This window comes from uncultured Thiohalocapsa sp. (genome assembly GCF_913063425.1).
Taxonomy (GTDB): domain Bacteria; phylum Pseudomonadota; class Gammaproteobacteria; order Chromatiales; family Chromatiaceae; genus Thiohalocapsa.
In genome coordinates this window covers 209,287-236,226 of sequence record NZ_CAJXYK010000001.1, presented here as the reverse complement: position 1 = coordinate 236,226, position 26,940 = coordinate 209,287, and the positions used below count along the sequence as shown (strand labels likewise).

General features: G+C 68.6%; 25 protein-coding genes and 4 pseudogenes. 9 read left to right on the top strand and 20 right to left on the bottom strand.

Annotated elements, in window-relative coordinates:
* A pseudogene (locus tag QZ607_RS00965) lies at positions 1-1,603 on the top strand (adenine-specific DNA methylase); the annotation flags it as partial.
* Positions 1,604-1,769: 166 nt separating this feature from the next.
* On the opposite strand, the gene QZ607_RS00960 reads toward QZ607_RS00965, so the two are convergent.
* Positions 1,770-2,513, bottom strand: a complete 744-nt coding sequence (locus QZ607_RS00960) for a hypothetical protein (RefSeq protein ID WP_295878580.1) — start codon at positions 2,511-2,513, stop codon at positions 1,770-1,772.
* A gap of 163 nt (positions 2,514-2,676) precedes the next feature.
* On the opposite strand from QZ607_RS00960, the pseudogene QZ607_RS00955 reads away from it, so the two are divergent.
* The 6 genes and pseudogenes from QZ607_RS00955 to QZ607_RS25780 form a co-directional block, all read left to right on the top strand.
* Positions 2,677-3,018 (top strand): annotated as a pseudogene (locus tag QZ607_RS00955) (helix-turn-helix domain-containing protein); the annotation flags it as partial.
* A gap of 35 nt (positions 3,019-3,053) precedes the next feature.
* On the top strand, positions 3,054-3,182 hold the full coding sequence (locus QZ607_RS00950) for a hypothetical protein (RefSeq protein WP_295878578.1): 129 nt from the start codon (positions 3,054-3,056) through the stop codon (positions 3,180-3,182).
* The gene (locus tag QZ607_RS00945; RefSeq protein WP_295878576.1) at positions 3,169-3,516 is read left to right on the top strand and encodes a PIN domain-containing protein; all 348 of its coding nucleotides are present in this window, start codon (positions 3,169-3,171) and stop codon (positions 3,514-3,516) included. Before QZ607_RS00950 ends, QZ607_RS00945 begins: the two co-directional genes overlap by 14 nt.
* Before the next feature lie 67 nt (positions 3,517-3,583).
* Positions 3,584-4,874 (top strand): annotated as a pseudogene (locus QZ607_RS00940) (IS256 family transposase).
* Between the two features lie 151 nt (positions 4,875-5,025).
* Positions 5,026-5,160, top strand: coding sequence for a hypothetical protein (locus QZ607_RS00935; RefSeq protein ID WP_295878574.1), 135 nt, complete (start codon positions 5,026-5,028; stop codon positions 5,158-5,160).
* A 294-nt stretch (positions 5,161-5,454) separates the two neighbouring features.
* Positions 5,455-5,910, top strand: coding sequence for a helix-turn-helix domain-containing protein (locus tag QZ607_RS25780; RefSeq protein WP_367268134.1), 456 nt, complete (start codon positions 5,455-5,457; stop codon positions 5,908-5,910).
* Between the two features lie 120 nt (positions 5,911-6,030).
* Here QZ607_RS25780 and QZ607_RS25775 read toward each other — a convergent pair.
* The 12 genes and pseudogenes from QZ607_RS25775 to QZ607_RS00875 form a co-directional block, all read right to left on the bottom strand.
* Positions 6,031-6,282, bottom strand: a pseudogene (locus QZ607_RS25775) (hypothetical protein); the annotation flags it as partial.
* Positions 6,283-6,427: 145 nt separating this feature from the next.
* Positions 6,428-6,826: a nucleotidyltransferase domain-containing protein gene (locus tag QZ607_RS00925; protein WP_295878571.1), complete on the bottom strand. Its 399-nt coding sequence runs from the start codon at positions 6,824-6,826 to the stop codon at positions 6,428-6,430.
* A complete protein-coding gene (locus QZ607_RS00920) occupies positions 6,816-7,619 on the bottom strand; it encodes a LysE family translocator (RefSeq protein WP_295878568.1) in 804 nt (267 codons plus the stop codon). The genes QZ607_RS00925 and QZ607_RS00920 overlap by 11 nt, the downstream gene beginning before the upstream one ends.
* Before the next feature lie 43 nt (positions 7,620-7,662).
* Positions 7,663-8,079 carry a CBS domain-containing protein gene (locus QZ607_RS00915; RefSeq protein WP_295878566.1) on the bottom strand — a complete coding sequence of 139 codons (417 nt, stop codon included), beginning with the start codon at positions 8,077-8,079 and terminating at the stop codon, positions 7,663-7,665.
* A gap of 319 nt (positions 8,080-8,398) precedes the next feature.
* Entirely contained in the window at positions 8,399-8,587 is a 189-nt protein-coding gene (locus QZ607_RS00910; protein WP_295878564.1) for a hypothetical protein, read from the bottom strand.
* 250 nt (positions 8,588-8,837) lie between these two features.
* Entirely contained in the window at positions 8,838-10,058 is a 1,221-nt protein-coding gene (gene nqrF / locus QZ607_RS00905; protein WP_295878562.1) for an NADH:ubiquinone reductase (Na(+)-transporting) subunit F, read from the bottom strand.
* Between the two features lie 299 nt (positions 10,059-10,357).
* On the bottom strand, positions 10,358-10,966 hold the full coding sequence (nqrE, locus tag QZ607_RS00900; protein WP_295878560.1) for an NADH:ubiquinone reductase (Na(+)-transporting) subunit E: 609 nt from the start codon (positions 10,964-10,966) through the stop codon (positions 10,358-10,360).
* 87 nt (positions 10,967-11,053) lie between these two features.
* Positions 11,054-11,716, bottom strand: a complete 663-nt coding sequence (locus QZ607_RS00895; RefSeq protein ID WP_295878557.1) for an NADH:ubiquinone reductase (Na(+)-transporting) subunit D — start codon at positions 11,714-11,716, stop codon at positions 11,054-11,056.
* Positions 11,717-11,873: 157 nt separating this feature from the next.
* Positions 11,874-12,680, bottom strand: a complete 807-nt coding sequence (locus tag QZ607_RS00890) for a Na(+)-translocating NADH-quinone reductase subunit C (RefSeq protein WP_295878556.1) — start codon at positions 12,678-12,680, stop codon at positions 11,874-11,876.
* Complete coding sequence (locus tag QZ607_RS00885; RefSeq protein WP_295878555.1) at positions 12,677-13,897, bottom strand: NADH:ubiquinone reductase (Na(+)-transporting) subunit B; 1,221 nt, start codon at positions 13,895-13,897, stop codon at positions 12,677-12,679. Before QZ607_RS00885 ends, QZ607_RS00890 begins: the two co-directional genes overlap by 4 nt.
* A gap of 130 nt (positions 13,898-14,027) precedes the next feature.
* Entirely contained in the window at positions 14,028-15,431 is a 1,404-nt protein-coding gene (locus QZ607_RS00880; protein WP_295878553.1) for a Na(+)-translocating NADH-quinone reductase subunit A, read from the bottom strand.
* Between the two features lie 327 nt (positions 15,432-15,758).
* The gene (locus QZ607_RS00875) at positions 15,759-16,361 is read right to left on the bottom strand and encodes a GNAT family N-acetyltransferase (RefSeq protein WP_295878551.1); all 603 of its coding nucleotides are present in this window, start codon (positions 16,359-16,361) and stop codon (positions 15,759-15,761) included.
* A gap of 195 nt (positions 16,362-16,556) precedes the next feature.
* On the opposite strand from QZ607_RS00875, the gene QZ607_RS00870 reads away from it, so the two are divergent.
* Positions 16,557-16,865, top strand: a complete 309-nt coding sequence (locus QZ607_RS00870) for a PqqD family protein (RefSeq protein ID WP_295878550.1) — start codon at positions 16,557-16,559, stop codon at positions 16,863-16,865.
* 113 nt (positions 16,866-16,978) lie between these two features.
* Positions 16,979-17,596, top strand: a complete 618-nt coding sequence (locus QZ607_RS00865; RefSeq protein ID WP_295878547.1) for a lasso peptide biosynthesis B2 protein — start codon at positions 16,979-16,981, stop codon at positions 17,594-17,596.
* Here the strand turns inward: QZ607_RS00865 and QZ607_RS00860 are convergent.
* The 7 genes from QZ607_RS00860 to QZ607_RS00830 form a co-directional block, all read right to left on the bottom strand.
* A complete protein-coding gene (locus QZ607_RS00860; RefSeq protein WP_295878544.1) occupies positions 17,488-18,450 on the bottom strand; it encodes a hypothetical protein in 963 nt (320 codons plus the stop codon). The genes QZ607_RS00865 and QZ607_RS00860 overlap by 109 nt on opposite strands.
* 74 nt (positions 18,451-18,524) lie before the next feature.
* Positions 18,525-19,502, bottom strand: a complete 978-nt coding sequence (locus QZ607_RS00855; protein ID WP_295878542.1) for a hypothetical protein — start codon at positions 19,500-19,502, stop codon at positions 18,525-18,527.
* On the bottom strand, positions 19,499-20,632 hold the full coding sequence (locus QZ607_RS00850) for a radical SAM protein (RefSeq protein ID WP_295878541.1): 1,134 nt from the start codon (positions 20,630-20,632) through the stop codon (positions 19,499-19,501). Before QZ607_RS00850 ends, QZ607_RS00855 begins: the two co-directional genes overlap by 4 nt.
* A gap of 5 nt (positions 20,633-20,637) precedes the next feature.
* A complete protein-coding gene (locus QZ607_RS00845; RefSeq protein WP_295878539.1) occupies positions 20,638-20,844 on the bottom strand; it encodes a hypothetical protein in 207 nt (68 codons plus the stop codon).
* A gap of 117 nt (positions 20,845-20,961) precedes the next feature.
* A complete protein-coding gene (locus QZ607_RS00840) occupies positions 20,962-21,693 on the bottom strand; it encodes a hypothetical protein (protein ID WP_295878537.1) in 732 nt (243 codons plus the stop codon).
* Positions 21,694-22,011: 318 nt separating this feature from the next.
* On the bottom strand, positions 22,012-22,905 hold the full coding sequence (locus QZ607_RS00835) for a hypothetical protein (protein WP_295878534.1): 894 nt from the start codon (positions 22,903-22,905) through the stop codon (positions 22,012-22,014).
* Positions 22,906-23,169: 264 nt separating this feature from the next.
* Positions 23,170-26,784 carry a response regulator gene (locus tag QZ607_RS00830; RefSeq protein WP_295878531.1) on the bottom strand — a complete coding sequence of 1,205 codons (3,615 nt, stop codon included), beginning with the start codon at positions 26,782-26,784 and terminating at the stop codon, positions 23,170-23,172.
* Positions 26,785-26,940 lie beyond the last annotated feature (156 nt).

The following is a 26,940-nucleotide window of genomic DNA, read 5'->3' as shown; positions in this document are numbered from 1 at the left end:
TTGCTGCCCCGAGTGCGGCGCTGTGCATGCGGCCCTCTACACGAATGCCGCCGCCACCTGTCCGGCCTGCAACACGATCTACGATCATCATGCCGGCACCGTGAAGGGGGCGAATGCCACCTGCGCGCACTGTGGGTCCAGCTTTCCCATCGCCAGGACGGCCCGTGCGCAGGGCGAGCCGCCGCGTCACCGCTTGTACGCCAAGCTGGTGCTGCGCGCCGATGGCGATAAGGAATACCTCGCCGCCACCGGCGAGGACGCGGCGACCTACGCGACTGCAAGGCAAGCGCTTGCGGAGCTCGCGCCGCCCATTCCGCGCGTCGAGATCACATCTGGATACAACACCCGGCAGGTGTTGAGCTACGGCTACAGCCGTTGGGACCAGTTCTTCAATGATCGGCAACTGCTTGCGATCAGCCTGCTCGCCGACGGCATCGGCCGCCTGCCCGCCGGCCCCGAGCGCGAGGCGATGTTCGTGCTGTTGTCCGGGGTCTTGGAGTTCAACAACATGTTCGCCAGCTACAAGGGTGAAGGGACGGGCGCCGTGCGGCACATGTTCGCCCATCACGTGCTGAAGCCCGAGCGCACGCCGATTGAGGCCAATCTCTGGGGCACGCCCAAGTCCTCCGGCTCCTTCCTGAACCTGTTTCAGTCCCGGCTGCTGCGCGCCGTGGACTACAAGGCGGCACCCTATGAGATCGTGCTCGATCCGGCCGGCGGGCGCCAGCCGGGCAAGAAGGCGGGCCTGAAGCTCTACGGCAAGAGCCGGCCCATGGGCGCGCCGGTGCTTGATGCCTGGCCCGAGGATGGGCTGCCGCCGGGGTCCATCTACCTCTCCTGCGGCGACTCCGCCGCGACCGACCTGCCGGACCGCTGCGTCGATGCCGTCATCACGGACCCGCCCTTCTACGACAACGTGCATTACTCCGAGCTGGCGGATTTCTTCCATGTCTGGCAATCGCTCTGGTTGGACGCAGGCGGCACACAGCCCGCCGCGACCACGCGCACCGAGAAGGAGGTCCAGGACACCGATGCCGGCCGCTTCTCCGACAAGCTGACCGGGGTATTCGGCGAATGCCACCGGGTGCTGAAGGACGACGGGCTGTTGGTGTTCTCGTACCATCATTCCCGCGAAGACGGCTGGATCTCCGTCGCCGCCGCGGTGCTGAGCGCTGGCTTCAAGCTGGTGCAGGCGCAGCCCGTCAAGGCGGAAATGTCCGTGGCGACCCCCAAGCTCGCGGCGAAATCGCCGATCGACCTGGACGTGCTGATGGTCTGTCGCAAGGCTGCCGACGACCGCCGCCCGCTGCTCCCGCCGATGGAGGCACTGGAGGCGGCCGAGTCCGCAGCGGGCGATAAGGTCGCGCGCTTCAACCACACCGGACGCCGGCTGTCCTTGAACGACGTGCGGATCATTGTGTTCAGCCAAGCCCTCGTCGAGCTCTGCGCAGGACGCAAGACCGCTGATGTGCTGCCTGCCTTCGAGCCCGCACTGACGGACTGCGCCGCCATTTCCCAGCGGCTGTTCGAGGCGCAGGCTGCGCGGCAGCCCACCCCGGGAGCGGCGGAGGAACACCGCGCGGTGCAGGCATCGCTCTTTTGACATCCCGGACAATTGTCCCGGCCATGCGCCGGCAGCGATGCGTAGCCAGGGCTTCCAGCCCTGGTGCTCTCGGGCCAAGATGGCGTCACCATCGAGGTAGCCGGGCCTGTGGCCGCCGTCGCGACACCAGCGCAGTCAGCGTGTCTGCTCACACAGGCAAGCGCTGTTACTGCTTGCACTCGAACACATCGAACCTGCGCACCTGCCCCGCATCGGGCCGCACGGTGCGCTTAGCGGTGGCGCCGGTGCTGCCGTCGAGGTGGATTTCGTAACGCTTCAGCGCCTGATCAGAGATCGTCCGGTCGATTGTCCCGACCTGCGCGAGCCGCGTATCCGCCACCGCCCAATCCGTGGGCACGATCAATCGGCAGCGCCCCAACCCGCTCGGATCAATCGTATAGGGCTGCGGGAAGCGGTACATCTTCCGATCCCGGATGAAGCCGTCACCGTACGACCCGAATCCACCAATGCCCTCGTTGATGTGCGCGGCGGCAACGGCGTGATCGGCGTTGATCAGATCGGGGTGGGCGATGCACAGCGAATGAACCGGCCGAGGGTCGCCGCGCGAACCGGTGTAGAGAAAGAACACCAGGAACACGTCGCGGCCGTCCTTCCGCCCCGAAGGGATCCTGCTGTTCGAGTCGTAGTCCCGCCGCGCCGGCCGGCCGTTGCTGAACGCGAGCGACTTGATCTCGAAGCCCTCGACCGGCGGGGTTCCGCTGTCCCCGACCCAGAAGTCCGGGTAGCTGTTACGGCCTTGGGCCGCGAACGGCAGCCCCACTGCCGATACCCGATCCGCAAACCAGTCCTGCGGAAAATACTCCTTGTCGTTCGCGCTCCGCGGGGTCATGGGTGTACCGGCGGCAACAGCCTGTTGCGCCGCGACGAAAATCTCGATGCTGTGTGTCATTGCGCGAGGCGAGGACTCGTTCTTTAGGAACCCAAGTAGGGCCAAGCAATGTAATCCGCGGCAACAACGGCATCAATGCTGGTTCGCGGCTACGGCGTCCGGATGGCGCACTGGAGCTGCGCGACACCCTGCGCCGGCACCTGAAGAGCAGCCACGGCTTCGAAACTGGCCCGGCAACGTGCGCGAGCTGGAGAACTGCATGGAGCGCGCCGCCGTCATGAGCGAGGGCGGCATCATCGACCGCGACGTACTGAATTTGACCGGCCTCGACGTCGGCGCCCTGCCCGAGACCGCCATGGCCGCCGCCGGCTCCGGACCCGTCGCCTCCCCCGGCGCCGACAACATCGACCTCAGCGACCCCGACATCGACGAGCGCGAGCGCGTCATCGCCGCCCTGGAACAGGCCGGCTGGGTCCAGGCCAAAGCCGCGCGCCTGCTCGGCATGACCCCAAGGCAGATCGCGTACCGGATTCAGACCATGAAGATTCGGGTGAAGCAGTTTTAAGCGGTGCCGAAGCTAAGCTCGACGCCCTGCTCACGTTGCGGCTGACCGAGGCGACACGAACCAGTCGCTCCCTCGAAGACATCATGGACGACTTGGCCGGCAAAGCGCAGGCACGTGGCCTGACACCGGAGCTGCTGGACGAGATCCTGAATGCCGCCGACTGAGCTGCGCTGCGTCATCGACACGAATGTCCTGATCAGCGCGGCGCTCTTCGCGGACTCGATCCCCGGACAGGTCCTGCGCCACGTGCTGCGACACGGCAGCCTGCTTGCCTCGCCGCGAACCCTCACCGAATCAGACTTGGCACGCAGCACGTCGGCGGAACGTCGCAGCTTCCCCGTCGCCAGGCTCGCCAAGCGCCAGGGCCGCGAGCTCAGCTTGCGGGTCGAGGGCTGCCGCCTCGGCGGCGGCGAACAGCGCGAGCGCCGCGCGTGGATAGTCGAGGACGAGGGAGCTATGCTCGAATCTGGTGTATCAGCAGGGCCTGGTAGAGGTTGAGGAGGCGGCGCACCGTTGCTGACAATGCGGTTGTCGAGACCCAAAGCAGCAACATGAGAGGTGCGCCATGCGCGACGATACGAATCGAGGGGCAGTCGAGGCAAGTGCGGCAGGAAAGGAGGTGCTCGCCGAGGTCGGCCTGCCGTTGGAAGAGCTGGTGCGCCGCAGGGCGCGGGACATTCTCCAGCGGGCCATTGAGGCGGAGGTTGAGACCTTGCTCGACGAGTTTTCGGAGGTGTCGCTGATCGACGGGCGCCGCGCGGTGGTGCGCAACGGCCATCTGCCGGCGCGCGAGATCCTGACCACCGTCGGGCCGGTCGAGGTGCGGGTGCCCAAGGTGCGCGACCGCACCAGCTCGGGGGTGAAGTTCAACTCCGCGCTGGCGCCGCCGTACGTGCGTCGCAGCGCCCGGGTGGCCGCGGCGCTGGCGTGGCTGTACCTCAAGGGCGTCTCCAGCGGCGATCTCGGCGAGGCGCTGGAGGTGCTGGTCGGCGAGGGCGCCAAAGGCCTCTCGCCGGGCGCGCTGGGACGATTGAAGGCGCAGTGGAGCGAGGAGTACCAGGGCTGGTCGCGCCGCTCCCTGGAAGGCAAGGAATACGCGTACTTCTGGGTCGACGGCATCTACACCTCGCTGCGCGAAAGCGAAGACCCCAAGCTGTGCCTGCTGGTGATCATCGGCGTCACGGCTGACGGCACCAAGGAGTGGGTGGCCATCGAAGACGGCCTGCGCGAATGCACCGCGTCCTGGCTTGACGTCCTGCGCGATCTCAAAGAGCGCGGTCTGAAGGGCGGCCCTCGCCTGGCCGTCGGCGACGGCGCGTTGGGGTTCTGGTCGGCGCTGGAGCAGGTCTATCCCGAGACGGCACATCAGCGCTGCTGGTTCCACAAGATGGGCAACGTGCTCGCGGCCCTGCCGAAGTCGCTGCAAGGCAAGGCGAAAAGCGACCTGCAGGCGAGTCTTCCTGGCGCCCACCCGCAAGGCCGCCGAGCAGGCTTTCGGGCGCTTCCTCAAGCGCTACGGAGCCAAGTACCCAAAGGCGACCGAGAAGCTGGTGAAGGACCGCGATGCCCTGCTCGCCTCCTTCGCCTTCCCGGCCGAGCACTGGGTGCACCTGCGCACCACCAACCCGATCAAGTCCACGTTCGCGACCGTGCGCCACCGCACCACGCGGACCAAGAACTGCGTCTCCCGCAGCACCTTCCTCGGCTTGGCCTTCAAGCTCGCCGAGGAAGCGGCCAAGTCCTGACGGCGCATCCGCGCCCCGGAGAAGGTCGCCGAGCTGCTCGCGGGGACCCGCTACGAAGACGGGATTCCGGTGACCGACGACCCACCGGAGAAGCAACGGGAGGCCGCCTGACTCAGCACTCTGGCCCCAAGGTCATACACCAGTCTTGACCATAGCTCTGTGCATAGACCTCTGATCAGCAAAACTAATCCTGATCAAGATCTTACCTCATAAACCTAGAACTGGTCTCACGACTTTAGCAGTGCTGCACTAGACTCAGCACATGGCCAAACCCCTTCGCATCGAGCTGGTCGATGGACACTACCATGTCACCTCCCGCGGTGATCGGCGCGAGGCCATTTATCATGACGATGCGGACCGCACCGCTTGGCTGGATCTCTTCGGCGAGGTGTGTTAGCGCTTCAACTGGCGCTGCCATGCCTACTGCCAGATGACGAACCATTACCATGGGGTCGTCGAGATGCCTTAGGCCAACCTGTCCAAGGGCATGCGCCAGCTGAACGGTGTGTACACCCAGCGTACCAACCGACGCCACGGACTGGTCGGGCACCTGTTCCAGGGACGCTTCAAGGCGATCCTGGTGGAACGCGATGCCTAGCTGCTGCAGCTCGCGCGCTGCGTCGTGCTCAATCCGGTGCGCGCCGGGATGGTCCGGGCGGCGGAGGACTGGGCATGGAGCAGCTGTCGGGCGATGGTCGGGCAGGCGTCGGCGCCGGCGTGGCTGGAGACGGATTGGCTGCTCGGGCAGTTCGGCGAGGAGCGTGCCCATGCGCAGGCACGCTATGCGGATTTCGTGCGCCAAGGCGTTGGTCGTGCCAGCATCTGGGACGATCTGCGACATCAGGTGTTTCTCGGCAGCGAGGGTTTCGCCGAGCGCCACTGCGCCACCGCCAAACCCTTGGAGCGGCTGCGGGAAGTCCCGCGCGCGCAGCGCCGGGCCTTGGCGCAGCCGCTGGCGAGCCTTGCGCGCCGCTGTTCCGAGCCCGGCGAGGCCATGGCGCGGGCCTTCGCCACCGGCGTCTACACGATGCAGGAGATCGCCGCCTTCTTCGGCGTGCATTATTCGACGGTGAGCCGGGCCGTGCGACGGTTTGCCGTTGAGCGCCGCTCCAACACGACGGCGGCCTCGAAATCTCGGCGTGCCTGAATGCAAGACCTGGCTCCGGCCGTGCCGCTCAAGACCTGGCCCCGGCCGTGCCGCTGGTCGATCCGCGCGAAGGTTCGGGGCATACACCGCCGGGAGGGGGGCGTGCTGCCGACTGAAGGATGTCAGCGGCTTCACCAACGCGGCATCGAGATCGAAGAGGTAGAGGTTTCGGCAGCGATGGCGGAAGGCAAGGTAGGGCTCCAGCGCGCGGACGGTGTCGGCGGACAAGATTGCCGGCCGCAGCTTAGGCAGCTGCAGTGCTGCGTCATCCAGCAGCCGACGGTGCCAGGCGGCGCCGTGCGGCATGCCGCCCATGGTGGCGGCGATGCGGGTGAGCACCTTTTCGATGCCCGTGTAGAAGGTCTCGAGCAGGGCGGCGGCGCCATAGATCGAGAGGCGTGTGCATGTCGATGCATTGAGCTCGGTGCTGGCGCTGTCAATCTCGGCGACCGTCGTGGCGATGCGGGCGCACTCGGCGCGCAGCTCTGCGGCGAGCAGGCGCGGACGGGACTCGGTATCAGGGGACCTGGATCACGCGTCCTTCGGACTCGGCAGGCGCGCGCACCGCGGGCCGGGCGGAGTCAGTGGGCACCAGATCGGCATGTGCGTCTTGCAGCAGCCGCTCGGCGCGGACGGTGGCCCGGATGAGGTCGGCCATGGCGAGCCCGTCCACCAGCAGGTCCACATCGCTGCCGGGCGCAGCGTCGCCACGCGCGAGGCTGCCGAAGAGCAGCACTCGGCCGACGCCGAAATCGTCGCGGAGCATCCGCGCCACCGCCGGCAGCCGCACCAGCATGCGTGCGCACCAGATGGCCGCGGCCTCGCGCTCACGCCGGGCGCGCTCGCGCCAGCCGGCGACATAGTCGGTGAGGTCAGGGTCGGCCGGATCGGCCGCGGGAGTGCGATCAGTGTGCATCATGGCTGCAAGCACGGCACAAGGCAGATCGGAAAACCGCAAGGTGGGTGAGCGAAGCGCTCATGGAAACACGCCGCTTGAACGTAACGGCTTCAACCCAGCCGCTTCGCAGCCGCTTGGTCCAACGCCCCATTGCGGAGGCTGAGAGCGGAGTGGTCCGCACAGCGGACCCTACCCCTTGGCGATGATGAAGCCCCCTGCGGCCATCAGGAGACCGCCGGCGGTTTTTTCTGGCGGCGCTCGCAAGCGCAAGGCCTTTTGCCATGGCCGCGAGCTTCGTTGCCGAGAGCGCGTAGATCAGCTTGACGCCGCCGACGGCTGCAATGGTTGTCACGACGATGACTGCGACGTCCAGCATCCGCAGCGCGGCCAGGTCGAGCAGCATCGGGAAGAGGCTCGCGTAGAAGAGGATGGCCTTGACATCGCCGAGCGTCAGCGCGAAGCCGGCGAGAAAGCTGGCCGTGAGGCTGCCCGTTCCCCGGCCGCTGAAGGCCGATTCTGTCGTCTTGTGCCCGGTCCTGAACAGCGAGACGCCGAGCCAGATCAGGTAGGCGGCGCCGAGGTACTTGAGCGCCATGAACAGGCTGCCCATGGCTTCGGCCGCCGCGGACAGGCCGAGGACGGTCAGCAGGATGAAGACCAGATCGCCGAGCACAATGCCCGCGGCGACCGCGGCGCCGTCAGCAATCCATGCTGTGGCCGAACGGGTGACGACCAATGCCACGCTGGCGCTCGGCGAGGCCGCGAGCAGCGCGAGGATGCCGAACAGCATCAAGGTCTCGATGATGCCCATCTTCGTGCGCGGAACACTGCGGGTAAGCTGCTGCCGGTGGCGGTCAGATCCGCTGGCGGTCCGGCTGCCAGGCGGCCTCCAGCTGCTTGAGCACGTCGCGGCGGCTGATGATGCCGATGAGCTTGCCCTGCTCCGTGACGGGCAGGCGGCGGAAGTGGCTGGTGGCGAAGCGCTCGGCGATCTCGGTGATGGGGGTGTGGGCTTCGACGGTGACGACGTCGGTCTTCATGAAGTTGGAGACCCGCCCGCCGTCCTCGCTGAAGTAGCCGGCGTCTAGGGCGACGTGCATGCAGTCGCGCTCGGTGAGGATACCGACGAGATTGCCCACCTGGTCCAGCACCGGGGCGCCGGAGATGCGCTCCTCCACCAGGATGCGGACGGCCTCGAGCACGTCCATCTCCGGGTGCAGGGTGATCAGGTGCCGTGACATGGCCTCTTTGGCGGTCTTGGATTCGAGCACGGGCGTGTCCTCAGGGCTGTGGGTGCGGGGCTGCAAGCTTAGACGCTGCTCGGGCGGTGTGCACGGGGTGGGCTGGGGAGCTGGGTCAGGAGTTGGTGCAACGCGGCCGGCATGGTGGAGGTTTCTCCAGGGAAAGAGGCGAGATCGCTTTGGTCAGCTGATTGCGGGTTGCGTGCGGTTCGCGGGTTTGACGCGGTGTGCCCGGAATGGAGCCGGGCAGCCGGCGGCCGACTGGAAGTCGGCGCCCCCAGGAGTGGGTCGACTGGGAGTCGGCGCCCCCAGGAGTGGGCCGACTGGGAGTCGGCGCTTCCGGTGCGCCTCAGTTGCGCTGGCTCGGGCAGGACCGGCCCGGGATGCGGCAGGCGCCGCCGCAGTCGGACTCGACGCCGGGAATCTGGTTCAGGCCGCCGCAGCTGCCGGTGATGCCGGGGCGACCGGCGAGGACCTTGAGGGCGAGGCCGGCGACGGCGAGGGGAAAGATGACCAGGGTGAAGAGGAGCTCGTGCATGGGCGTGGTGCTCTCGCCGGCTGTGACTGGATGTATTGGATCGACGGGTCTGATGGGCTGCGCCGCGGCGGCTGATGAAAGCCGGTCTACGGCAGCATCGACGGGCTCGGTTGCCACGCTTTGCCCACCTTACCCCGGTTCGCCACGGCTGCTGATCGAAGCCGGTGTACCGCAGCATCCACGCGAACGGTGGGCACGCTTCGCTTTGCCTACCCTGCGGCTCGGCCGACGTTACACCAGCGGCGCCGGGTCAGCCGCCGAAGTTGTCCAGCAGGATGTTGTCGTCCTCGACCCCCAGGCTGTGCAGCATGCCGATGACGGAGGCGGTCATCATGGGCGGGCCGCAGAGGTAGTACTCACAGTCTTCGGGGGTCGGATGATCCTTGAGATACTTCTCGAACAGCACCTTGTGGATGAAGCCCGTCTCGCCCTGCCAGTTGTCCTCCGGCTGCGGGTCGGAGAGCGCGATGTGCCATTCGAAGTTGTCGTGACCGCGGGCAAGCTCATCGAAGTCTTCCTGGTAGAAGATCTCGCGCTTGCTGCGGGCGCCGTACCAGAAGGTCATGGGCCGTTTGCTGTCGAGCCGTTTCAGCTGGTCGAAGATGTGGCTGCGCATGGGCGCCATGCCGGCACCGCCGCCGACGAAGATCATTTCCGCATCCGTCTCCTTGGCGAAGAACTCGCCGAAGGGGCCGGCGATGGTGACGGTGTCGCCGGGCTCGAGGCCGAAGATGTAGCTGGACATGATCCCCGGCGGCATCTCGGGGTGATCCGGCGGCGGGGTGGCGATACGCACATTGAGCATGATGATGCCCGCCTCGCCCGGATAGTTGGCCATGGAATAGGCCCGGGTAACGCGGTGCCTGGTGCCGGCCTCGAACCGCCAGAGGTCATACTTGTCCCAGTCGCCACGCAGGTGCTCGGGAATCTCGAAATCGCTGAACTTGAGGTGATACGGCGGGCATTCGATCTGGATGTAGCCGCCGGCGCGAAAGGCGACGTCTTCGCCCTTCGGCAGTTCCAGGATCAGCTCCTTGATGAAGGTGGATACGCTGCGGTTGGAGCGCACCCGGCATTCCCATTTGCGGATGCCGAACAGCTCCCGGGGAAGCTCGATGCGCAGGTCCTCTTTGATGGCCACCTGGCAGGAGAGCCGGTAGCCCTCCGCCGCCTCGCGACGGTTGATGAGGCTGGACTCGGTGGGCAGCAGCTTGCCGCCGCCTTCCAGCACCCTGACCCGACACTGACCACAGGTGCCGCCGCCGCCGCAGGCGGAGGGCACGAACAGCCCCGCCTCTGCGAGCGCGCCCAGCAGCTTCTGCCCGGCGCCGCTCGCGATGTCCCGTTCACCGTTGATGTCGATATGCACATCGCCCGAGGGCACCAGCAGGTTGCGGGCACCGAGGATGACCGTCACCAGCATCAGCACGACGGCGGTGAAGATCAGAATACCGAAGGAGAGCGTGAGCATGGATGGGTCTCCGCTGGCGCCCGCCGTCAACCGGGCGTGCTGTGGGTCTGTGTGCCGAATGCTGTTGTCGCCCACCGATTCACGGCCGCCGGAAATCGACCGCGCCGGCGGAAGGCCTGAAACACCCCTGCGTCATGATGGAGGTGACATGCATGCTCCAGAGCCCGGGCATGTCCCGGGCCATCCACCAGATACGCGTAGAACTGCACCGAAACGCGCTCGTACTCCGCCGGCACTGGCATCTGTTTACTCTCCCGTGCAGTCGACCGCTGCAATGCTCCCGTGTCGCCGGCGCCGCGTCAGATGCTGATGCCGGAGAACGACATGAAGGCCATGGCCATCAGCCCGGTGGTGATGAAGGTGATGCCGAGCCCCTGGAGCCCATCAGGCACGTCGCTGTACTTGAGCTTCTCGCGGATGCCCGCCAGCAGCACCAGCGCCAGCGCCCAGCCGAGCCCGGTGCCGAAGCCGTAGACGGTGCTCTCCGGCAGGTTGTAACCGCGCTCCACCATGAACAGCGAGCCGCCGAGGATGGCGCAGTTGACCGTGATGAGCGGCAGGAAGATGCCGAGCGCCTGGTACAGGGCGGGGAAGTACCGGTCCAGCGTCATCTCCAGGATCTGCACCATGGCGGCGATGACGCCGATGTAGGTGATGAGCCCGAGAAAGGACAGATCAAGATCGCTCAGGCCGAGCCAGCCGAGCGCCCCCTCCGCGAGCAGGTACTGGTGGATGACGGCATTCACCGGCACCGTGATGGTCTGCACCACGATCACCGCGAGCCCGAGGCCCAGCGCCGTCGTGATGCGCTTGGACACGGCGAGGAAGGTGCACATGCCGAGAAAGAAGGCGAGCGCCAGGTTCTCGACGAACACCGCCTTGAACAGCAGGGACAGGTAGTGCTCCATGAAAACAGCGTCCTCAGAGCAAGGCCGGCCGGGTGCGCGCTGCTGCGGCGGGCGCTGCCGGAGCCGGCGGGGGCATCGCGCTCGCGCTCATCCGGCCTCGGTGCGATGCACGATGTGGATGCGGTACTCGGGCTTCTCGATCTGCTGCGGGCGCCAGGTGCGGATGGCCCAGATCATGAGCCCGATGATGAAGAAGGCACCCGGGGCCAGCAGCATCAGGCCATTGGGCTCGTACCAGCCGCCGTCTTCCAGCAATGGCAGCACCTGCACACCGAGTAACGTCCCGGAGCCGAGCAGCTCGCGAATGGCGGCGACGGTGATGAGTATGGCGCTGTAGCCCAGGCCATGGCCGAGTGCGTCCAGGAAGCTCGGCCAGGGCGGATTCTTGGACGCGAAGGCCTCGGCGCGGCCGAGCACGATGCAGTTGGTGATGATGAGCCCGACGAACACCGATAACTGCTTGGAGAGCTCATAGGCGAAGGCCTGGAGCACCTGATCCACCACGATGACCAGCGAGGCGATGATGGTCATCTGGATGATGATGCGGATGCTGCTCGGCATGTGCTCCCGGATCAGGCTGATGATCACCGAGGCACCGACGATCACCGCCGTCAGCGCAATGCTCATGGTAATGGCGGGCCCCAGCTTGGTGGTCACCGCCAGCGCCGAGCAGATGCCGAGAATCTGCAGCGTGATGGGGTTGTTGTCGACGATGGGCTCGACGAGGAGTTTGGTGTCGGTGCCGTTCATGGTCGAATCCAGATCATGTTTCAGTGATCAACGGCGAGCGAGAGGACGGGCCGAGGCGTGCAGAAGTGCACTTCCATGCCAGCGCGGGCCGCAACTGCACTCCTGCACTCCTGCACTCCTGCACTCCTGCACTCCTGCACTCTCCACTTTCCCGCAGCTACCGCCCCAATTCATCCAACCGCGCCAGGAACGGTCCATATCCCTGCTCCCCGAGCCAGAAATCCATCAGGCTCTCGACGCCGTTGCTGGTGAGGGTCGCGCCCGACAGGCCGTCCACCTTGTACTCGGCATTGGGCGCGCTCGGGTCCACGCTGCCCTTGACCACCTCGATGACGGGCTCGCCGTCGGGGCCGATGACGGTCTTGCCGGGCCACTGGCCGAGCCACTTGGGGCTCGCCACCTCGCTGCCGAGGCCGGCGGTCTCGCGCTGCTCGTAGAAGGTGAGGCCCTTGGCGGTGCGACCGTCCGGTGCCAGCGCCAGCAGACCGTGCATGGTGGACCAGAGTCCCTGGCCGTAGACGGGCAGCACGATGGTTTGGAGCGCGCCGTCCTCACGCACCAGGTAGACGGGCATGCGATTCGGGCGGCGGCGGATGCCGCCGGGGTCGTATCCCAGGGCCAGGCTCTGCGCCGGGTCCTGCGCCGCCTCCCGGTAGGAATAGGTCGCCGCTGCGCCACCGTCGATAAGCTCGCCCGTATCCAGGTCCACGAGGACCGTCTCGATCTGCTCGAAGGCCTGCTCCAGACTCACGCCCGGGTCATCCAGCCCCGCCACCTTCACCACCTCCCGCCTCAGCTCCAGCGCAGCATTGCGCTCCTGCAGCGGGCGCAGGGTGACGGCCGTCGCCGACACCACCACCGAGCAGGCCAGGCACAGGGCTACGGCCACGGCCAGGGTCTTGCGCGGATCATCGTTGGGCAGGGCAAACACCGCCCGCAGCCGGCTGATCACAGCGTTGCTCATGCCAGGTCCCTCCGCCGCCGGCGCCGCACATTTGCCTGCACCACGAACCAGTCAATCAGCGGCGCGAACAGATTGCCGAACAGGATCGCCAGCATCACGCCCTCCGGATAGGCCGGGTTCAGCACCCGGATCAGCACGGTCATGAAGCCGATGAGGAAGCCGTAGATCCACTTGCCCGTCTCCGTCATGGACGCAGACACAGGGTCCGTGGCCATGAACACCAGGCCGAAGGCGACGCCCCCGAGCACCATGTGCCAATGCCAGGGCAGGCCGAAGGCGGGATTGGTCTCGCTGCCGAGGCCGTTGAACATGAGCGCCGTGGCGACGACGCCCAGGAACACCCCGGCCATGATCCGCCAGGAGGCGACACCGGTGAACAGCATGAAGGCGGCGCCGACGATGATGAACAGCGTGGAGGTGGCGCCGATGGAGCCCTGGATGGTGCCGAAGAAGGCACTCCACCAGGTGACGCCGGCGGCCTGGATGGCCTCCACACCGCCTTCCGCCGCCAGCATCAAGGGCGTAGCCCCGCTGAAGCCGTCCACCGCGGTCCAGACCCCGTCGCCCGAGATCTCGGCGGGGTAGGCGAAGAACAGGAAGGCCCGACCGGTGAGGGCGGGATTCAGAAAATTCTTGCCGGTGCCGCCGAAGACCTCCTTGCCGATGACCACGCCGAAGGACATGCCGAGCGCCACCTGCCAGAGCGGAATGTCAGGCGGCAGGGTCAGCGCGAAGAGGATGGAGGTCACAAGGAACCCTTCGTTCACCTCGTGATTGCGTACGGTGGCGAAGAGCACCTCCCAGAAGCCGCCGGCGGCCATGGTGACGGCGTAGATGGGCACGAAGTACACCGCGCCGTGCAGGAAGTTGTCCCACAGGCTCGCCGGGTCATAGCCACCGGCGCCGAGCAGCCAGAGCACCGCGCCGCGCCAGCCCGGGACCTCTTCCACGCCCATGGCCGCCATGGCCTGATTGGCCTGGAGCCCGATGTTGAACATGCCGAACAGCGTGGCGGGGATCACCGCGATCCAGACGAAGATCATCACCCGCTTCAGATCGATGCCGTCGCGCACGTGCGGCGCGCGGGCGGTGACCGTGGACGGCGTATAGAGGAAGGTGTCCATCAGCTCGAACACGGCGCCGAAGCGCTCCCAGCGCCCGCCGGGCTGAAAGTGCCGCTCCTGGCGGTCGAGAAACTTGCGTAGGCGCTGGCTCATGGTGGCAGAGACCCTGGCGTCAGAAACCGCTGTGTTTCAGTTCAGTGCAAAGGGGGCGAAGGGCCAAACAGGGGGCCAAAGGGGGGCCAAAGGGGGGCACAGGCACTCCGGCAGCGGGCGGAGCGCCGGGTCACTCGTGCTCGTGCCGGATCTGCTCCAGGTTGCGGCGCAGCGCCGGGCCGTAGTCGTGCTTGCCGCAGTCGACGAAGCTCAGCAGCGCCAGGTCCTCTTCATCCAGCTCCAGGGCGCCCAGGGCCTCGGCGGTCTCGATGTCGTTCACCAGCAGCGCCCGCAGCAGCTGGGTGGGCAGCAGATCCAGCGGCATGACCCGCTCGTAGGCACCCACGGGCACCATGGCGCGCGGGCTGCCGTGCAGGGAGGTGCCGAGGTCCAGGTCACCGTCGCCGCGGCGCGACCAGAACAGGTTGAGCGCGGAGTAGCGCCCGCGCCCGGGCATGATCCAGCCCAGCAGCGCCCGCTCGCGGTCCTCCGGCAGCACCGTCACCTGGTTGTGGAAGCGCCCCAGGTAGGCGCTGGTGCCCACGGCCTGGCGACCGCTGAGGGCCGAGCCCGAGATCACGCGGGCCTCGTGCGTGCCCTTGAGCTCGCCGCGGATCAGGTCATTGGTGCTGGCGCCGGCACGGGTACGCAGCACCCGAGGGTTGGCCACCATGGGACCGGCAAGGGAGATGATCCGCGTCGGGTCGAGGCGACCGGTGCGGAACAGCCGGCCCACGGCGATGACGTCCTGCCAGCCGATGTGCCATACCTGGTGCGCGAGGCTCGCCGGGCGCAGAAAATGGATATGCGTACCGGGCAGGCCGGCGGGGTGCGGCCCGGCGAACGCCGCAAGGTGCAGGTTCGCCACCGCGGGCAGATCGACCCCGGCATTGGGGCGCGTGCAGACATGCACCGGGCCGTCCGTCAGCTTGGCGAGCACCCGCAGGCCGTCGCCGAAGGCCGCGGCGGCAGTGCCGATGAAGGGCGTTGGGTCGGGCGCCAGCGGCTGCGTGTCCATGGCCGTGACGAAGAGCGCGTCCGGCTCCCGCCCAGGGTCGGCGATCATGCTGAAGGGACGGGTGCGCAGCGCGAGCCAGGCACCCGACGCGGTGAGGTTCTCGATGACCTGATCGCGGCTCAGGCCGTCCAGCTCATCGGCGCCGTAGGCGTTGAAGGTTTCCTGGTCGGCCCCGTCCGGGTCGTGCTCCGGGTCGTCCAGGCGGATGACGATGGTCTCCAGCACCCGCCGCGGGCCGCGGTGGATGGCCTCCACAACGCCGCTGCCGGGCGCCGTGCCCACCACCTGGCGGTAGGCCTTGCGGCGGGTGAGCGGCTGGCCGAGCCGCACCCGGTCGCCCTCCTCCACTTCCAATGTCGGCAGCCGTTTGGGGCCGCGCACGTCGAGGCCCACGTAGGCGACGTGGCCCACCGGCTGCGCCGGCTCCACGGCCGCCGCATCCGTGACGGGCGCGGGGGCACCACTGAGCGGAACATCGAGCCCCTTGCGGAGCCGGAAACCTTGGACTGGCGGCACAGCTGCCGCCGGAGTCTGCCCGGTACTACGTACAACCACCGTCAAAGTCCGACTGCATGACCGCAACACTGGCACTGTGCGCGGTTGGTATGGGGACATCGCGGTGAGCGACGCGGTGTCCGACACAACCGGCTCAGCACCTATTTGGACGGAACATAGCACAGCCGCCCGGGCAAAAGCGCGCGCACAAAACCCTGCGGAAAGCAGTGCTGAAGGGACGTGCCCAGCGCCCGGGTGGCCCGGGGGGCGCCGACAGCGGAGAGGTCGGCGGTGGCAAAAAACTGGGGCCGAGATCGTCAGCGTGCGGCGCGCCGCGGTTGGGAACGGCTAGCCCCCGGGGTCTGCGTCAGCGTCGATGCACGCCTGCATGTGCGCGCGGTGGGGTGCAAAGCCCTGGCGCTGCCAGAAGGCCATGGCGGCAGCATTGGCCACCATCACGCTGATCTCCAGCCGCTGCGCGCCGAGGGCTGCGAGGTCTGTCCGCAGCGTCTCAAGCAACCGGCGCGCCAGGCCGCGACGGCGCTGCGACTCCAGAACGTAAAGGCTGTCGATGACGGCGTAGCCCGCAAAGTCGGCGGGGGAGCACAGGCCACGCCGACGCCGCACGAGGCGCCGAAGCGCACGCCGCAGCACAAGCCCCAGCCGGACACGTGCGCGCACACCCCGGACCCGTGCGCCTGCTGCAGGCGGCGCGCGCAGGCGTCCCTGGACATAGCCCAGGATGGCGCCGTCCTGCTCCGCGACATAGATGCGCTGGCCGGGCGTGCGCAGCTGCGCGCTGGCCCAGGCGCTCCAGTCGACCCCCGATGCGAGCGGATAGCCACCCAAGCGCTCCTGCAAGGCCGCCTCGGCGGCGAGCATCGGCGCGAGCGCCGCTGCATCGCCGGGCCCGGCGCGGCGGATCACCACTGCGTCGTCAATACCGTTCACGACAGACGAGCGTCGCACCGGCACTCACCGCCGCGCCCCGCTGAAGCCCCCGGGACCCCGCCCGGTCGCCGCCACAGGGCGCATACCCGACCGTTCGCCTGGACACAGCAACGGCCCGTAACCCCACCGTTGCGGCGACTGGAGCACGCCGGAAACAATCGGGTAACGGCAACGAACCAACAAGGTGTTTCGCCAATGGCACTGACCCTCCAGACACGGCTCAAGGCCAATCCCGACGTCCTGGTCACCGAGCTCACGGACGAGGACGGCCGACCCGAGGCCGTGCTGTTGAACCTCGCGACCCACCAGTATTTCAGCCTCAACGCCAGCGGCATCCCGGTTTGGCACACCTGCCAGGCACAGGGGCCGCTTGCCGATGCGGTGTCGGCATTGACGGCCCGTTTCGAGGTGTCCCAGGAGCACGCCGAGGCCTCGGTGCTGCGCATGGCGGAGGCGCTCACCGCCGCGGCGCTGGCCGGACCGGTGGAGGATGCCCAAGCCTGAGCTGCGCGCATCCGGACACAGCCATCGGAGCCCGTCGACCGCTGTCGCCCGCACCTGTGTCCGCCACCCCCGGCCGTCGTGCCCCGATGGCGCCATCCACTCCCATTTCGACCATGCATCGGCTGATCACACAGCGGCGGCAGGGCACGCAACGGCCGACGCCGCATGCAGGGCCTCTGGCACGCCTGGGCAGGCGGCTCCGTCACTTCACCGGGCCAGGGGACGTCGCCACGTTTCTGGCGATGGGATTGGCGCTCGCCACCATGGGTCGCCGGCTCGCGCGGCATCCGCTCCCGGCGCTGCTGGACCGCGCCGGGGCGCCCACCGCACCAACAGACCACATGGTGCCAAGCCCCGCCGCATTGGCACGCGCGACCCGTCTGGCCCGTTATGCGGATTTCTGGCTCCGGAGCCTGCGCACGCACAACCCCTGTCTGCGCCGCTCGCTGGTGCTGTTCCCGCGCCTGCGCCGGGCCGGACTGCCGGTGGTGTTCTGTCTCGGCGTGCGCAATGACCGGCCCCTGAGCCCGGAGGAGCAGGTCACGGGCCACGCCTGGCTGGAGCTCGACGGGCGCGCCCTGTTCGAGCCGGAGGGGGTCGCGCACTATGTGCCCACCTTCCGTTATCCGGCCTCGGCGGTGTCCCCATCGAAGCGCAGGCCATGGGCCGCGAGCAACGACTCCAGCGCGGCGCCCTCGCCGAAGATGTCAGGCCCCGCATCCAGCCGGTAGGCCGGCGCCGTGCGGACCAAGGCGCCCAGCGCGGCCATCTGGGCACGCGCGTGCGCCCCGCCGCCCGCCGCGACCACGCCCCCGCTCGCCGGCAGCAGCGCCACCAATGCCGCCGCCGGCGACAGGCGCGCGAGTCGGCTGGCGCCGGCGACGACGCGGGGGAACAGCAGCGCCGCGGGCCGGCAGCTGTCCACCCGGCGCCCCGGCAGCAGTGCCTCCGGGTCGGCAAAGGCCTTGCCGGCTGCGGGTTTCGCCACGGCCCAGGACAGCCGCTCGCCGAGCACCGGATCGAAGGCAAAGCCCCGCGCGAGCCCGCTGAGGCGCGGCGCAGCCTCGTCGTGCAGCAGGATCAGGTCGTCCGCAAGCCAGCCCCAGCCGTGCTGGATCAGGCTGAGCGCGGCGCTGCTCTTGCCGCTGCCGGACTCACCGGCCAGCACCAGCCCGCGGCCCGCGCGGACCACGGCGCTCGCATGCAGCGCATAACGCCCCCGCGGGCGCAGGAGCCACGCCAGCGTGAGCAGCCAGGCCTCCTGCTGGAGCTTGAGCGGCGCCCGCCACCAGGTCTCGGCGAGGGCGAGCTCGGCGGCGCCGGTGGCCGGGTCGATGCGGCAGCGGGCGTGCGGCAGGTCCAGGCCCACAAGACCGTCGGGCAGTGCCTGCGGCCGGACGAAAATGAGGCCGTTGGCCGCCGGGGGCGGCGCCGTCGGCTCATCCCGCGGCGCCAGCGCAGCGATGCGCACACAAAGGGCAGGCGCGCCTCCCACGGGCGCCGGTGACAGGAGCAGAGCGCCCTCCAGCCAGGCCGTGACCTGCCGGGCCAGCGCAGCCGAGAGCGCGTCGATGCGCAGGGGCACACCCGCCACCGCCCCCGACCAGGACGCCTCCGCCGACCGAGCCGGCCCAGCGCGGGTGGCTGCGGCGAGCGCGGTCATTCCGGCTGTGTGATGTCGTACTTGCGCGGGTCGAACCGGAACTTCACCAGCGGGGGGCCGCCGTCCGCGGACGGGACCAGCTGTACTTCCGGCTCGTCCTCTCCGGACGCGGACGCAGCGCCCGGCTCGTCCGCGGTCTGCGGGGCGGCCGCGGTATCGCCGCTCGGGGCGGCCGCTGCCGGCTCCTCGGTCTGCGGCAAGGCTGTCTTGGCCGCTCGCCCGTCATCGCGGATGCTGATGTGCAGCACGTCGGGGACCACGAAGACCGCAGCGCTCGTGACGGCGGCGTCTCCGTCAGGTTCCGCCAGCACCACGAAGGCGACCTGGCCCGGCGTACCGAGCGCCCCGACCACCTCGTCCAGACTCACCGGCGCGAAGCCTGCCCCCGGCGGCACCAGGCGCGCGAGCTGCGAGCCGAGGGCCATGGCGTCATCCCGGGTGGGCGCACGGCGGAGGTCCAGCACAATAGCCGCCTTCCCCGGGTTGGCCGGGGTCCCCTGCGCCCGGGGTGCGTCACCGCCATTGGCAGCAGCAGGCCCTGCCACCACATGGATGCGACGGATGCGCACCTGCGCCGGGTCATCCGACCGCTCGGTGAGCAGGACGTAGGCGAGCCCCGCATGGCTGCGCAGCACCGAAGCGATGCGCCGCACCGACGTAAGGGCATGCGCGGGCGCGTCCGGCTGCTCCGGGTCCCGGCGATACTCGGCTGCCGCCAGCAGGGGCGCGAGATCCTGTGCCAATGCCTCCATGACGGCGCTTTGCCCGGCGCTCTCTGAGTCGAGCTCCCAGGCCCCGGCCGCCTCGGGCGCGGTGCCGGCCCACAGGGGCAGCGGCGCCAGCAGCATGGCGCAGGCCGCCGGCAGCAGACGGCGCAGCGCGGCGGGGCAGCGCCGCCGCGTCGGCGCCCGGTCCGAGAGCACCGGCGGTATGTCCGCCGTTCGCCCCTGGGCTGAACGTGTTGATGGCTTCATCCGTTCGACTCCGGCAGGCAAGTCCCCACTGCCTGTGCCGCGCCCACAAAGGCCCGGGGGGCGTGGGGCTCCGCAGCACCGGTGAGCGCTGCGAACCAGGGATGGTCCGGTTGCGCCCGGATCCAGTCCACGGCACCCACGTGCTTGGCGCAGTACCAGCAGGGAAAGTGATCGTCATCGCGCCAGTCGCCGTCGGCGGCGTGGGCGCGCTTCTGCGCTTTGAAGGCCTGGCGCCGTGCCGCGAGCGCCGCCAGGGCCTCGGCAAGGTCCATGCTGTGCAGGTCCGCCACGGTGGCCGCATCCGCGCCCTGAAAGCCCGACAGGTGGCAACAGAGCCCGAGCCGGCCCTGCCAGTCCAGGTTGAGCTCCAGATCCTGCAGCGGCGCACAGGGAAACAGGGCTTCGCGCCAGCCCCCGGGCGTGAAGCCCACGGGAAAGTCGCTGGCGGCCTGCAGTGCGTGCAGCTCCGCGTCCAGCGCCTTACGCGCCTCCGGCCCCATTTCCAGGTCGCGCGATGCCGGGTTCGGGTCGCTCATCAGGTGGCCGAAGCGCAGGCCGAGCGCGCCCAAGCCTTTTGCCAGCGCCACGGCCGCCTCGATCTCGCCGCGATTGTGGCGGGTCAGGGTCATGTTGAAGCTGAAGGGCAGGCCCCGAAGCACACAAGCACTGGCCGCCTGCAGCACCCGCCGATAGGAGCCGCGCCCCCGCAGGGCGTCGTGCGTGGCCTCCCGTGCGCCGTCCAGGCTGAAGGTGATCATGCCGAGCCGCGCGCGATGGCGCTGGAGTGTCTCCAGGTGCTTGGGCAGCGACCAGCCGTTGGTGACCATGGACCAATCGAGCCCAGCGCCGGCGGTGAGCCCGACGATGTCGGCAAAGCGACTGTGCAGCGTCGGCTCTCCTCCCGTGAACGAGAGATGGCCGATGCCGTTGGCTCGGGCCTGCGGCACCAGCCGCTCCAGGAGACCGAGCGGCAGTTCCGCACGGCCGCCGTGCCGACCGGACGGGCAGTGACCGCAGCGCAGGTTGCAGCGGTCCGTCAGCTCGACGACGAGCTTGACCGCCCGGCCCGCCGTGAGCGCCGGCCGCGTTTCCCGTGGTGCGACCTCGCCCGTCCGGTCGTTTGAACGCATGGGCTTTACAGCGGACCCGGGGGCGGCGGGAACTGGTCGACGTTGCTGAAGCTCCCGAAGGCGCCGGCAGTGACGTCGCGGAGGTCGCCGCGCGGCACCAGTTGCGGCTCGGCGAAGGTAAGGCGAGGCTCCTCGAAGGCCAATTTGGCTCCGGGCAGCGTCACGGCGCCGTCGGCTGACGGCGTTGCGTCGGTGGCATGGCTCTTGGTCATGGGTGACATCCTCTCAAACAGAGATTCACAGGAATTCCGGTGCCTGTGCCGGACGCTCAGGGCGAGCCCGGCCGCAGGCGCAACAGGGTCGCAATACGCCTGGTCCCGCCGCCCGGATTACGGGCAGGTGCAGTCGTAGTGGACGGTCAGCTCGTCGGGCAGCGGGTCGGTCTCGTACACGACACGCAAGGTATCGCCGCATGCGAGGAACGACGGCAGGGGATTGTATGAGGCGGGTACGGGCTCAACGGCCGTGATTCTCACCGACGGCTCCACCTCGATGTCGTAGTTATTGGCAGTCGCGGGGAAGGGTGCGTTGTGAGCGTCGATGTCAGCAGCGCCACCGCAGACGTCCACTTCCCCCTGTTCCGGCAGGAAGGTGACAGGCACCGTGGCCTGCCCAACCGGGTCGCGCCAGAAGTCGACGAAGAAGTAGAAGTTGTTGACCGTGGCCAGACCAATCACGAAGTCGACATCGACACACTCACCAACTGCCAGCGCCAGGTCGAGGTACTGACCATCAGCCGGAAAATCGACAATGGAGCCCACCCCAGCCGGATCTCCAGGCGCGCCGCCGGGACGACGGTTGAGCACGATGTTACCGCCGGTGATGTCTGCGGTACGGGATTCCAGACCGACACCCTGTGGGACGGCAACGTTATTAGGCCCGTTGCACACCACTGCTGTAAAAAAGAAACGCCCTGCGGGAAAGCCCGCACTCGCATTGGGCCTCGGATCGTAGAACTGGTCTTCCACCGTGGGCAGCGGCGGCATGAGCTGGTTGTTGACGAGCTCGCCGGTTTGCCCGAATGCTGCTGGTGCGCTGACACCAGCCACGGCCAGAAGCACGGCCCGGCTGATTCGCGAATCCACTGAGACTGGACACATGGCGTGATGATCTCCGTATGAACGACAAAATTGAAATGCCGAATCAAGCCGAGCCGTCGCGCACCCTCGCGCAGGTCATGGCTGCCGCTTGGCCTGCGCAGCCGCCCAGGCTGGCTATCTTAATACGCAGTGCAACATGCCAAGGCGGTGCTGTTGATCGGGGCCGACCCGATCAACACAGACGGTATTTCCTGGTAATATCGAAAGCGACGGTGTCGCGCGGGACGCACAGACCTGGACGGTGCGGTTACAAAGGCTGGGGGACTGCCGGAAGCGGCCTTAAGGGCAGTCACAGTCATAGGACACCGTGACGGCGTCGGGCAGCGCAGCGTTGTCGTAGACCGGCAGCGCCAAGCGCTCGTTCACGGTGCCGCACCCGATCGGCAGCGAATTACCAAACCAAAAACCAATGGGTGCCGGATCCAATCCGCCCTGCTCGATACGCACCGTGGCGTTTTCGATCGGGCGCGTGGCGAGGTAATAGATGTCCGGGCGGTCGGGGTTGCCGCGGTAGATGTCGATGCCCGCGGTGCCGTTGCAGACGCTCACGACACCCTCGTTCGGCGCGTCAGTGACCGGCACCAGGGCCTGGCCCAGGGGGTCCCGCCAGAAATCGACATAGAAGGAGAAGGGTGCGGTGGAGCTGAGTCCGATCAGATACGGAACCAGCACGCATTCGCCTGCGCCAAGGGAGAGGTCCGCGTAGCCCCCGTCGGCGGGGAAGTCGAGGATGGAGCCCGCGCCCGCCGGGTCACCGTCCACCGCGCCCGGGATCCTGTTCAGCAGCACGTTGCCGCCGGTCAGAGACTCGGTGCGCGATTCCAGGCCGGCCCCCTGGGCACCGGAGCCCTGGTTGTCGTTATTGCAGACCTGGGCCAGGAAATAGAAGCGCCCCGCGGGCCCGTCCGGTACCGGTGTGGGATCGAATGCCTGGCTCCCAATGACCGGTGGCGGCGGCATCAGGTCGGCGTTGACCAGGACCCCGGTCTGCGCCCCCACGCCAGGTGCGGCGAGACAGGCGACACTGAAGGCAAGCATTGCCGGGACGTGCTGCCGCGTCGTTGCTGACCACATGGCTTTGAACACTCCGTCGGGTCGGTGAAACAGGGCCTCACTGCCGCGGTCGCCGGCGGCTGCGCCGAGCACGCCTTGCGTGAGCGACGCGGTGCCCATGACACGGGCTAGTCCAACACGGAGCCTCTTTACTGTAGATCGGGGCAGACCCGATTTACACACACAGTGTTTCCCCGGGGCAGGCGCACTTCAGTGCGCCGACAGCAAGTGCCCGCCGGCGTCAGGTGTGGCGTCAGGTTTTCCGGGGCGGTGCGCGAGGGCTCGGGCGGAGAGGGGAACGCCGCGATCAGGTGCAGCACGGAGGCGCGGTCTGGTGCGGGCGGTCGCGGCCGGAGCGGTGTCCGACCGGGGCAAGCGCAGGCCTCAGCCGGCCTGCGCCGCGCCCGCACACCACTCATCCAGGGTGACGTTGACTGCGTCCAGGTCGGCAGCGAGCCGGGGCAACAGGCGCTCGGCCTCATCCAGGCGACCGTCGCGACCTGCTCTCTCCATGTCGGCCGCGAGCTGCTGCAGCGCCTCGGCGCCGATATTGCCGGCAGAGCCCTTGATTGAGTGGGCCCGGGTACGCACCGCTTCGGCATCGCCCGCGGGGATGGCGTCCGCCAGCTCCGCGTAGAGACCCCTGGAGCTCTCGACGAAGATGCCGGCGATCTCGCGGGCGATCTCCTCATCGTTATCGAGGCGCTCGACCATGGCCGCGATGCTGAACCGACCCTCGGCGGCTGCATCCGGCAGCGTCGCCGTCTCGGCTGGGGCGAATGGCGCGGGCGCTGCGAATGCAGGCTCCTGCGGCGGCTCGGGCGGGGCCGCGGGCGGCGGTGCGTCCGCGGCAGGCGCCCCCGGGGGATCGCCCGCGGACCGGGCAGCCGGGGCAGACCTTTCAGCACCGGCGGCGCTGGTTTGCTGCGGATCATCCGCCAGCAGGAAGGCCGCGAGGGTCCGGCCCAGGGTGTCGCGCTGCACCGGCTTGGTGACGAAGTCGTCCATGCCGGCCTCGATGCAGCGGTCCCGGTCGGCGGTGGAGGCATGCGCGGTCATGGCGATGATGGGCAGCCGGCGGCCGGTGCCCACCTCCAGGGCACGGAAGCGGCGGGTGGCCTCCAGTCCGTCCATGTCGGGCATCTGCACGTCCATGAGCACCAGGTCGTAGGGGATGAGCTGCAGCGCCTTGAGCGCCTCGCGGCCGTTGGCGACGGCGTCCGCGCGGTAGCCGAGCCGCTTCAGCATGGACAGCGCCACCTTCTGGTTGGTGGGATTGTCCTCGGCCACCAGCACGCGCAGCGGCAGGCCGGTCTCCGGTGCTTCCGCCGGGCTGGCGGCGGCGGCCGCCAGCTCGCCCGGGCGCTCGAACAGGCGCACCAGGAGCCGGTGCAGGACGTTGCGCTTCACGGGCTTGGTGAAGAAGGCGTCGAAGCCCGCCTGCTCCAGGGCCCGACCGTCGCCGCGCTGATCCCGGGACGAGAGCATCACCAGCTTTGGCTCGCCGTACTCGCCGCTGCGGCGGATCTCGCGGCCCAGGGTGAGACCGTCCACCACCGGCATCATCATGTCGAGCACGACGATGTCGTAGGCCCGGCTGGCGTCGCTGGCGGCGCCCAGACGCTGCTTGGCCTCGTCCGCCGAGCTGGCCTGATCGATGACGCAGCCGAAGGCCGTGAGGTATTCGTACAGCACGCGCAGGTCGGTGGCGTTGTCGTCCACGATGAGCACGCGCTTGCCCATCAGCACGTCGTCCGGAGCCGACACGGCCGCCTGCGCCCGCGGGTCCAGCAGGAAGGGGATCTCGCACCAGAACACCGAGCCACGCCCGGACGTGCTGTCGCAGCCGATGCGCCCGCCCATGAGCTCCACCAGCTGCTTGGAGATGGCGAGCCCGAGGCCGGTGCCGCCGAAGCGGCGCGTGGTGGTGGCGTCCACCTGGTAGAAGGATTGGAACAGCTTCGCCTGGCGCGCCTCGTCGATGCCGATGCCGGTGTCCGCCACCTCGAAGCGCAGCAGGCAGTGGCTGTCGTCCTCACCCGCATCCAAACGCTGCACGCCCACCGACACCTCGCCGTGCTCGGTGAACTTGATGGCGTTGCCGGTGAGATTCACCAGCACCTGGCGCAGCCGGCCTGCGTCGCCGCGCAGGCGCACCGGTATACCCTCCGGCAGCAGGCAGTTGAACTGGAGCCCCTTCTCGAAGGCCTTGAGCGCGAGCATGTCCGCGACTTCTTCGACGGTGGCGCGCAGGTCGAAGCCGGTGACCTCCAGCTCCATGCGCTTGGCCTCGATCTTGGAGAAGTCCAGGATGTCGTTGATGACGTCCAGCAGCGCCTCGCCGGAGTTGTGGATGGTCTCGACATAGTCGCGCTGCATGGCATTGAGGTCGCTGTCACGCAGCAGCCCGGTCATGCCGATGACGCCCACCATGGGCGTGCGGATCTCGTGGCTCATGTTGGCCAGGAAATCGCTCTTGGCCTGGCTCGCCGCCTCCGCCGCCTCCTTGGCGCGGCGCATGGCATCGGCGGCCTCGCGCCGCTCGGTGATGTCGCGGATGCTGCAGCGCAGGCCCATGTTGGTGCCGTCCGCGTCGAAGATGGGCTGACCGGAGATGACCGCCCAGGACAGGCTGCCGTCGCGGTGCAGGAGCCGGAACTCGTGCTCGCCGCCGTCGGCATCGAGCAGGCGCTGCACCTGCGCGCGGAAGGCATCCCGGTCGTCCGGATGCACCATGGGCAGCGGGTAGTCCGGCATGGCGAGACACTGCTCGACGGTATAGCCACTGACCCGCTGCACCGCCGGATTCACCCACAGCAGCTTGCCGTCCGGGTCGGTCCAGTCCTCCCAGTCGTAGGTATAGTTGGCGATGGCGCGGAACTCGCGCTCGCTGCGCCGCAGGGCCTCTTCAGCGCGGCGGCGCTCCGCCACCTCGCGATTCAGGGCAGCGTTCTTGGCCTCGATCTGGCGCTCGCGCAGGGCCGCCTCCGTGAGCCGCGCCTGCAGCGCCGCGGCGCCGAGATTGGCGCGGAAGACGATGGCCACACCGGCCAGCACCAGCGCCGCCAGCACGGCAATGGCCGACACCTGCACCCAGGGGTTGAGACCGCTGGCGACGGCATCCACCCGGTTCAGCTCGATGAGCTGGAACGGGGTGCCGGCCACGGGCACGGCAGAAACGAACACCGACAGGCCGGACTCCGGCAGCGTCAGGCGCAACGGCTCGGACAGATCCGGGATGGCTGCACCCGGGGCCGACTCCAGGTGGGCCAGCACCTCACGCCAGAGCGCGGAATCCTCGCCCCCCACGAGCCGGCGACCGGCATCGCCGCCCTCCACCAGCGCGAAGGCAAGGGCCTGCCCGGAGCCGCCCGCGTCCAGCAGGGCCGAGTGCAGCAGCCCTGGGTCGATCCAGGCCACGAGCTGCCCGGCATACTCGCCCTTGAACCGATACGGCACGGAGACCACGACCGCCGCCCCCGCCTCCAGCGTGCGCACCAGGCCGCCGCGCTCGTTGGGCCGCAGGCAGGCGCGCAGGTCGGGCTTGCCGGGCGCACCGTCCGAGCGCTCGCTCTGCGCGTCCACCAGCGCGGTGCCGGTGTCGTCCACCAGCACCAGGCGCTGGTAGATGGGCTCCCCGGCGACGCGCTTGCGGTCCATCAGGTCCGAGAACAGCTGCTCGATGGGGATCAGGCTCTGGTTGAGCCCGAAGCGCCCGCTCATGCCGAGCGCCAGATTCTCGAAATAGACCGATACCTCGCGCGCCCGGGCGAGGTTTTCCAGATCGCTCAGCTTCTCTTCAAAGAAGTACTCGATGGCCGTGCTGCGGCTCTCCGCCGCCTGGCGGATGCGGTCCACCAGGATCTCCTGAAGCCGTATGGCGTTGCGGTAGTTGTCCACCAGCAGATAGCCCATGAGGCCCACCAGCGCCAGGGCGGTGAGGACGGTCCAGAGGGCAAGCTGGCGCGGCTGTGCCGTATTCGCGGTGGCGTCGGTCATCGGCTCGCTGTGCTGTTTCGGGTGGCGCGGTGTTGGGCTTGGCGAGGAGTGCGGGCGCCGGGTGCGCACGACGGATGCGGGCTATGGGTGCGGGCGACAGGCGCGGGGACCCTGGCGATGTGCAGCCGGCGCTCCGCCCGGGTCGGATGCGGGATG

Excerpts from the sequence above, each read along its gene's own strand:
- QZ607_RS00920 (WP_295878568.1), bottom strand. The coding sequence starts at position 7,619 with ATGGGCATCATCGAGACCTTGATGCTGTTCGGCATCCTCGCGCTGCTC.
- QZ607_RS00865 (WP_295878547.1), top strand. The coding sequence starts at position 16,979 with ATGCATCGGCTGATCACACAGCGGCGGCAGGGCACGCAACGGCCGACG.
- QZ607_RS00925 (WP_295878571.1), bottom strand. The coding sequence starts at position 6,826 with ATGCACACTGATCGCACTCCCGCGGCCGATCCGGCCGACCCTGACCTC.
- QZ607_RS00960 (WP_295878580.1), bottom strand. The coding sequence starts at position 2,513 with ATGACACACAGCATCGAGATTTTCGTCGCGGCGCAACAGGCTGTTGCC.
- QZ607_RS00885 (WP_295878555.1), bottom strand. The coding sequence starts at position 13,897 with ATGAGCCAGCGCCTACGCAAGTTTCTCGACCGCCAGGAGCGGCACTTT.
- nqrF (WP_295878562.1), bottom strand. The coding sequence starts at position 10,058 with ATGCTCACGCTCTCCTTCGGTATTCTGATCTTCACCGCCGTCGTGCTG.
- QZ607_RS00945 (WP_295878576.1), top strand. The coding sequence starts at position 3,169 with ATGCCGCCGACTGAGCTGCGCTGCGTCATCGACACGAATGTCCTGATC.
- QZ607_RS00890 (WP_295878556.1), bottom strand. The coding sequence starts at position 12,680 with ATGAGCAACGCTGTGATCAGCCGGCTGCGGGCGGTGTTTGCCCTGCCC.
- QZ607_RS00935 (WP_295878574.1), top strand. The coding sequence starts at position 5,026 with ATGGCCAAACCCCTTCGCATCGAGCTGGTCGATGGACACTACCATGTC.
- QZ607_RS00910 (WP_295878564.1), bottom strand. The coding sequence starts at position 8,587 with ATGCACGAGCTCCTCTTCACCCTGGTCATCTTTCCCCTCGCCGTCGCC.
- QZ607_RS00895 (WP_295878557.1), bottom strand. The coding sequence starts at position 11,716 with ATGAACGGCACCGACACCAAACTCCTCGTCGAGCCCATCGTCGACAAC.
- QZ607_RS00835 (WP_295878534.1), bottom strand. The coding sequence starts at position 22,905 with ATGGGCACCGCGTCGCTCACGCAAGGCGTGCTCGGCGCAGCCGCCGGC.
- QZ607_RS00870 (WP_295878550.1), top strand. The coding sequence starts at position 16,557 with ATGGCACTGACCCTCCAGACACGGCTCAAGGCCAATCCCGACGTCCTG.
- QZ607_RS00845 (WP_295878539.1), bottom strand. The coding sequence starts at position 20,844 with ATGACCAAGAGCCATGCCACCGACGCAACGCCGTCAGCCGACGGCGCC.
- QZ607_RS00855 (WP_295878542.1), bottom strand. The coding sequence starts at position 19,502 with ATGAAGCCATCAACACGTTCAGCCCAGGGGCGAACGGCGGACATACCG.
- QZ607_RS00850 (WP_295878541.1), bottom strand. The coding sequence starts at position 20,632 with ATGCGTTCAAACGACCGGACGGGCGAGGTCGCACCACGGGAAACGCGG.
- QZ607_RS25780 (WP_367268134.1), top strand. The coding sequence starts at position 5,455 with ATGGTCGGGCAGGCGTCGGCGCCGGCGTGGCTGGAGACGGATTGGCTG.
- nqrE (WP_295878560.1), bottom strand. The coding sequence starts at position 10,966 with ATGGAGCACTACCTGTCCCTGCTGTTCAAGGCGGTGTTCGTCGAGAAC.
- QZ607_RS00830 (WP_295878531.1), bottom strand. The coding sequence starts at position 26,784 with ATGACCGACGCCACCGCGAATACGGCACAGCCGCGCCAGCTTGCCCTC.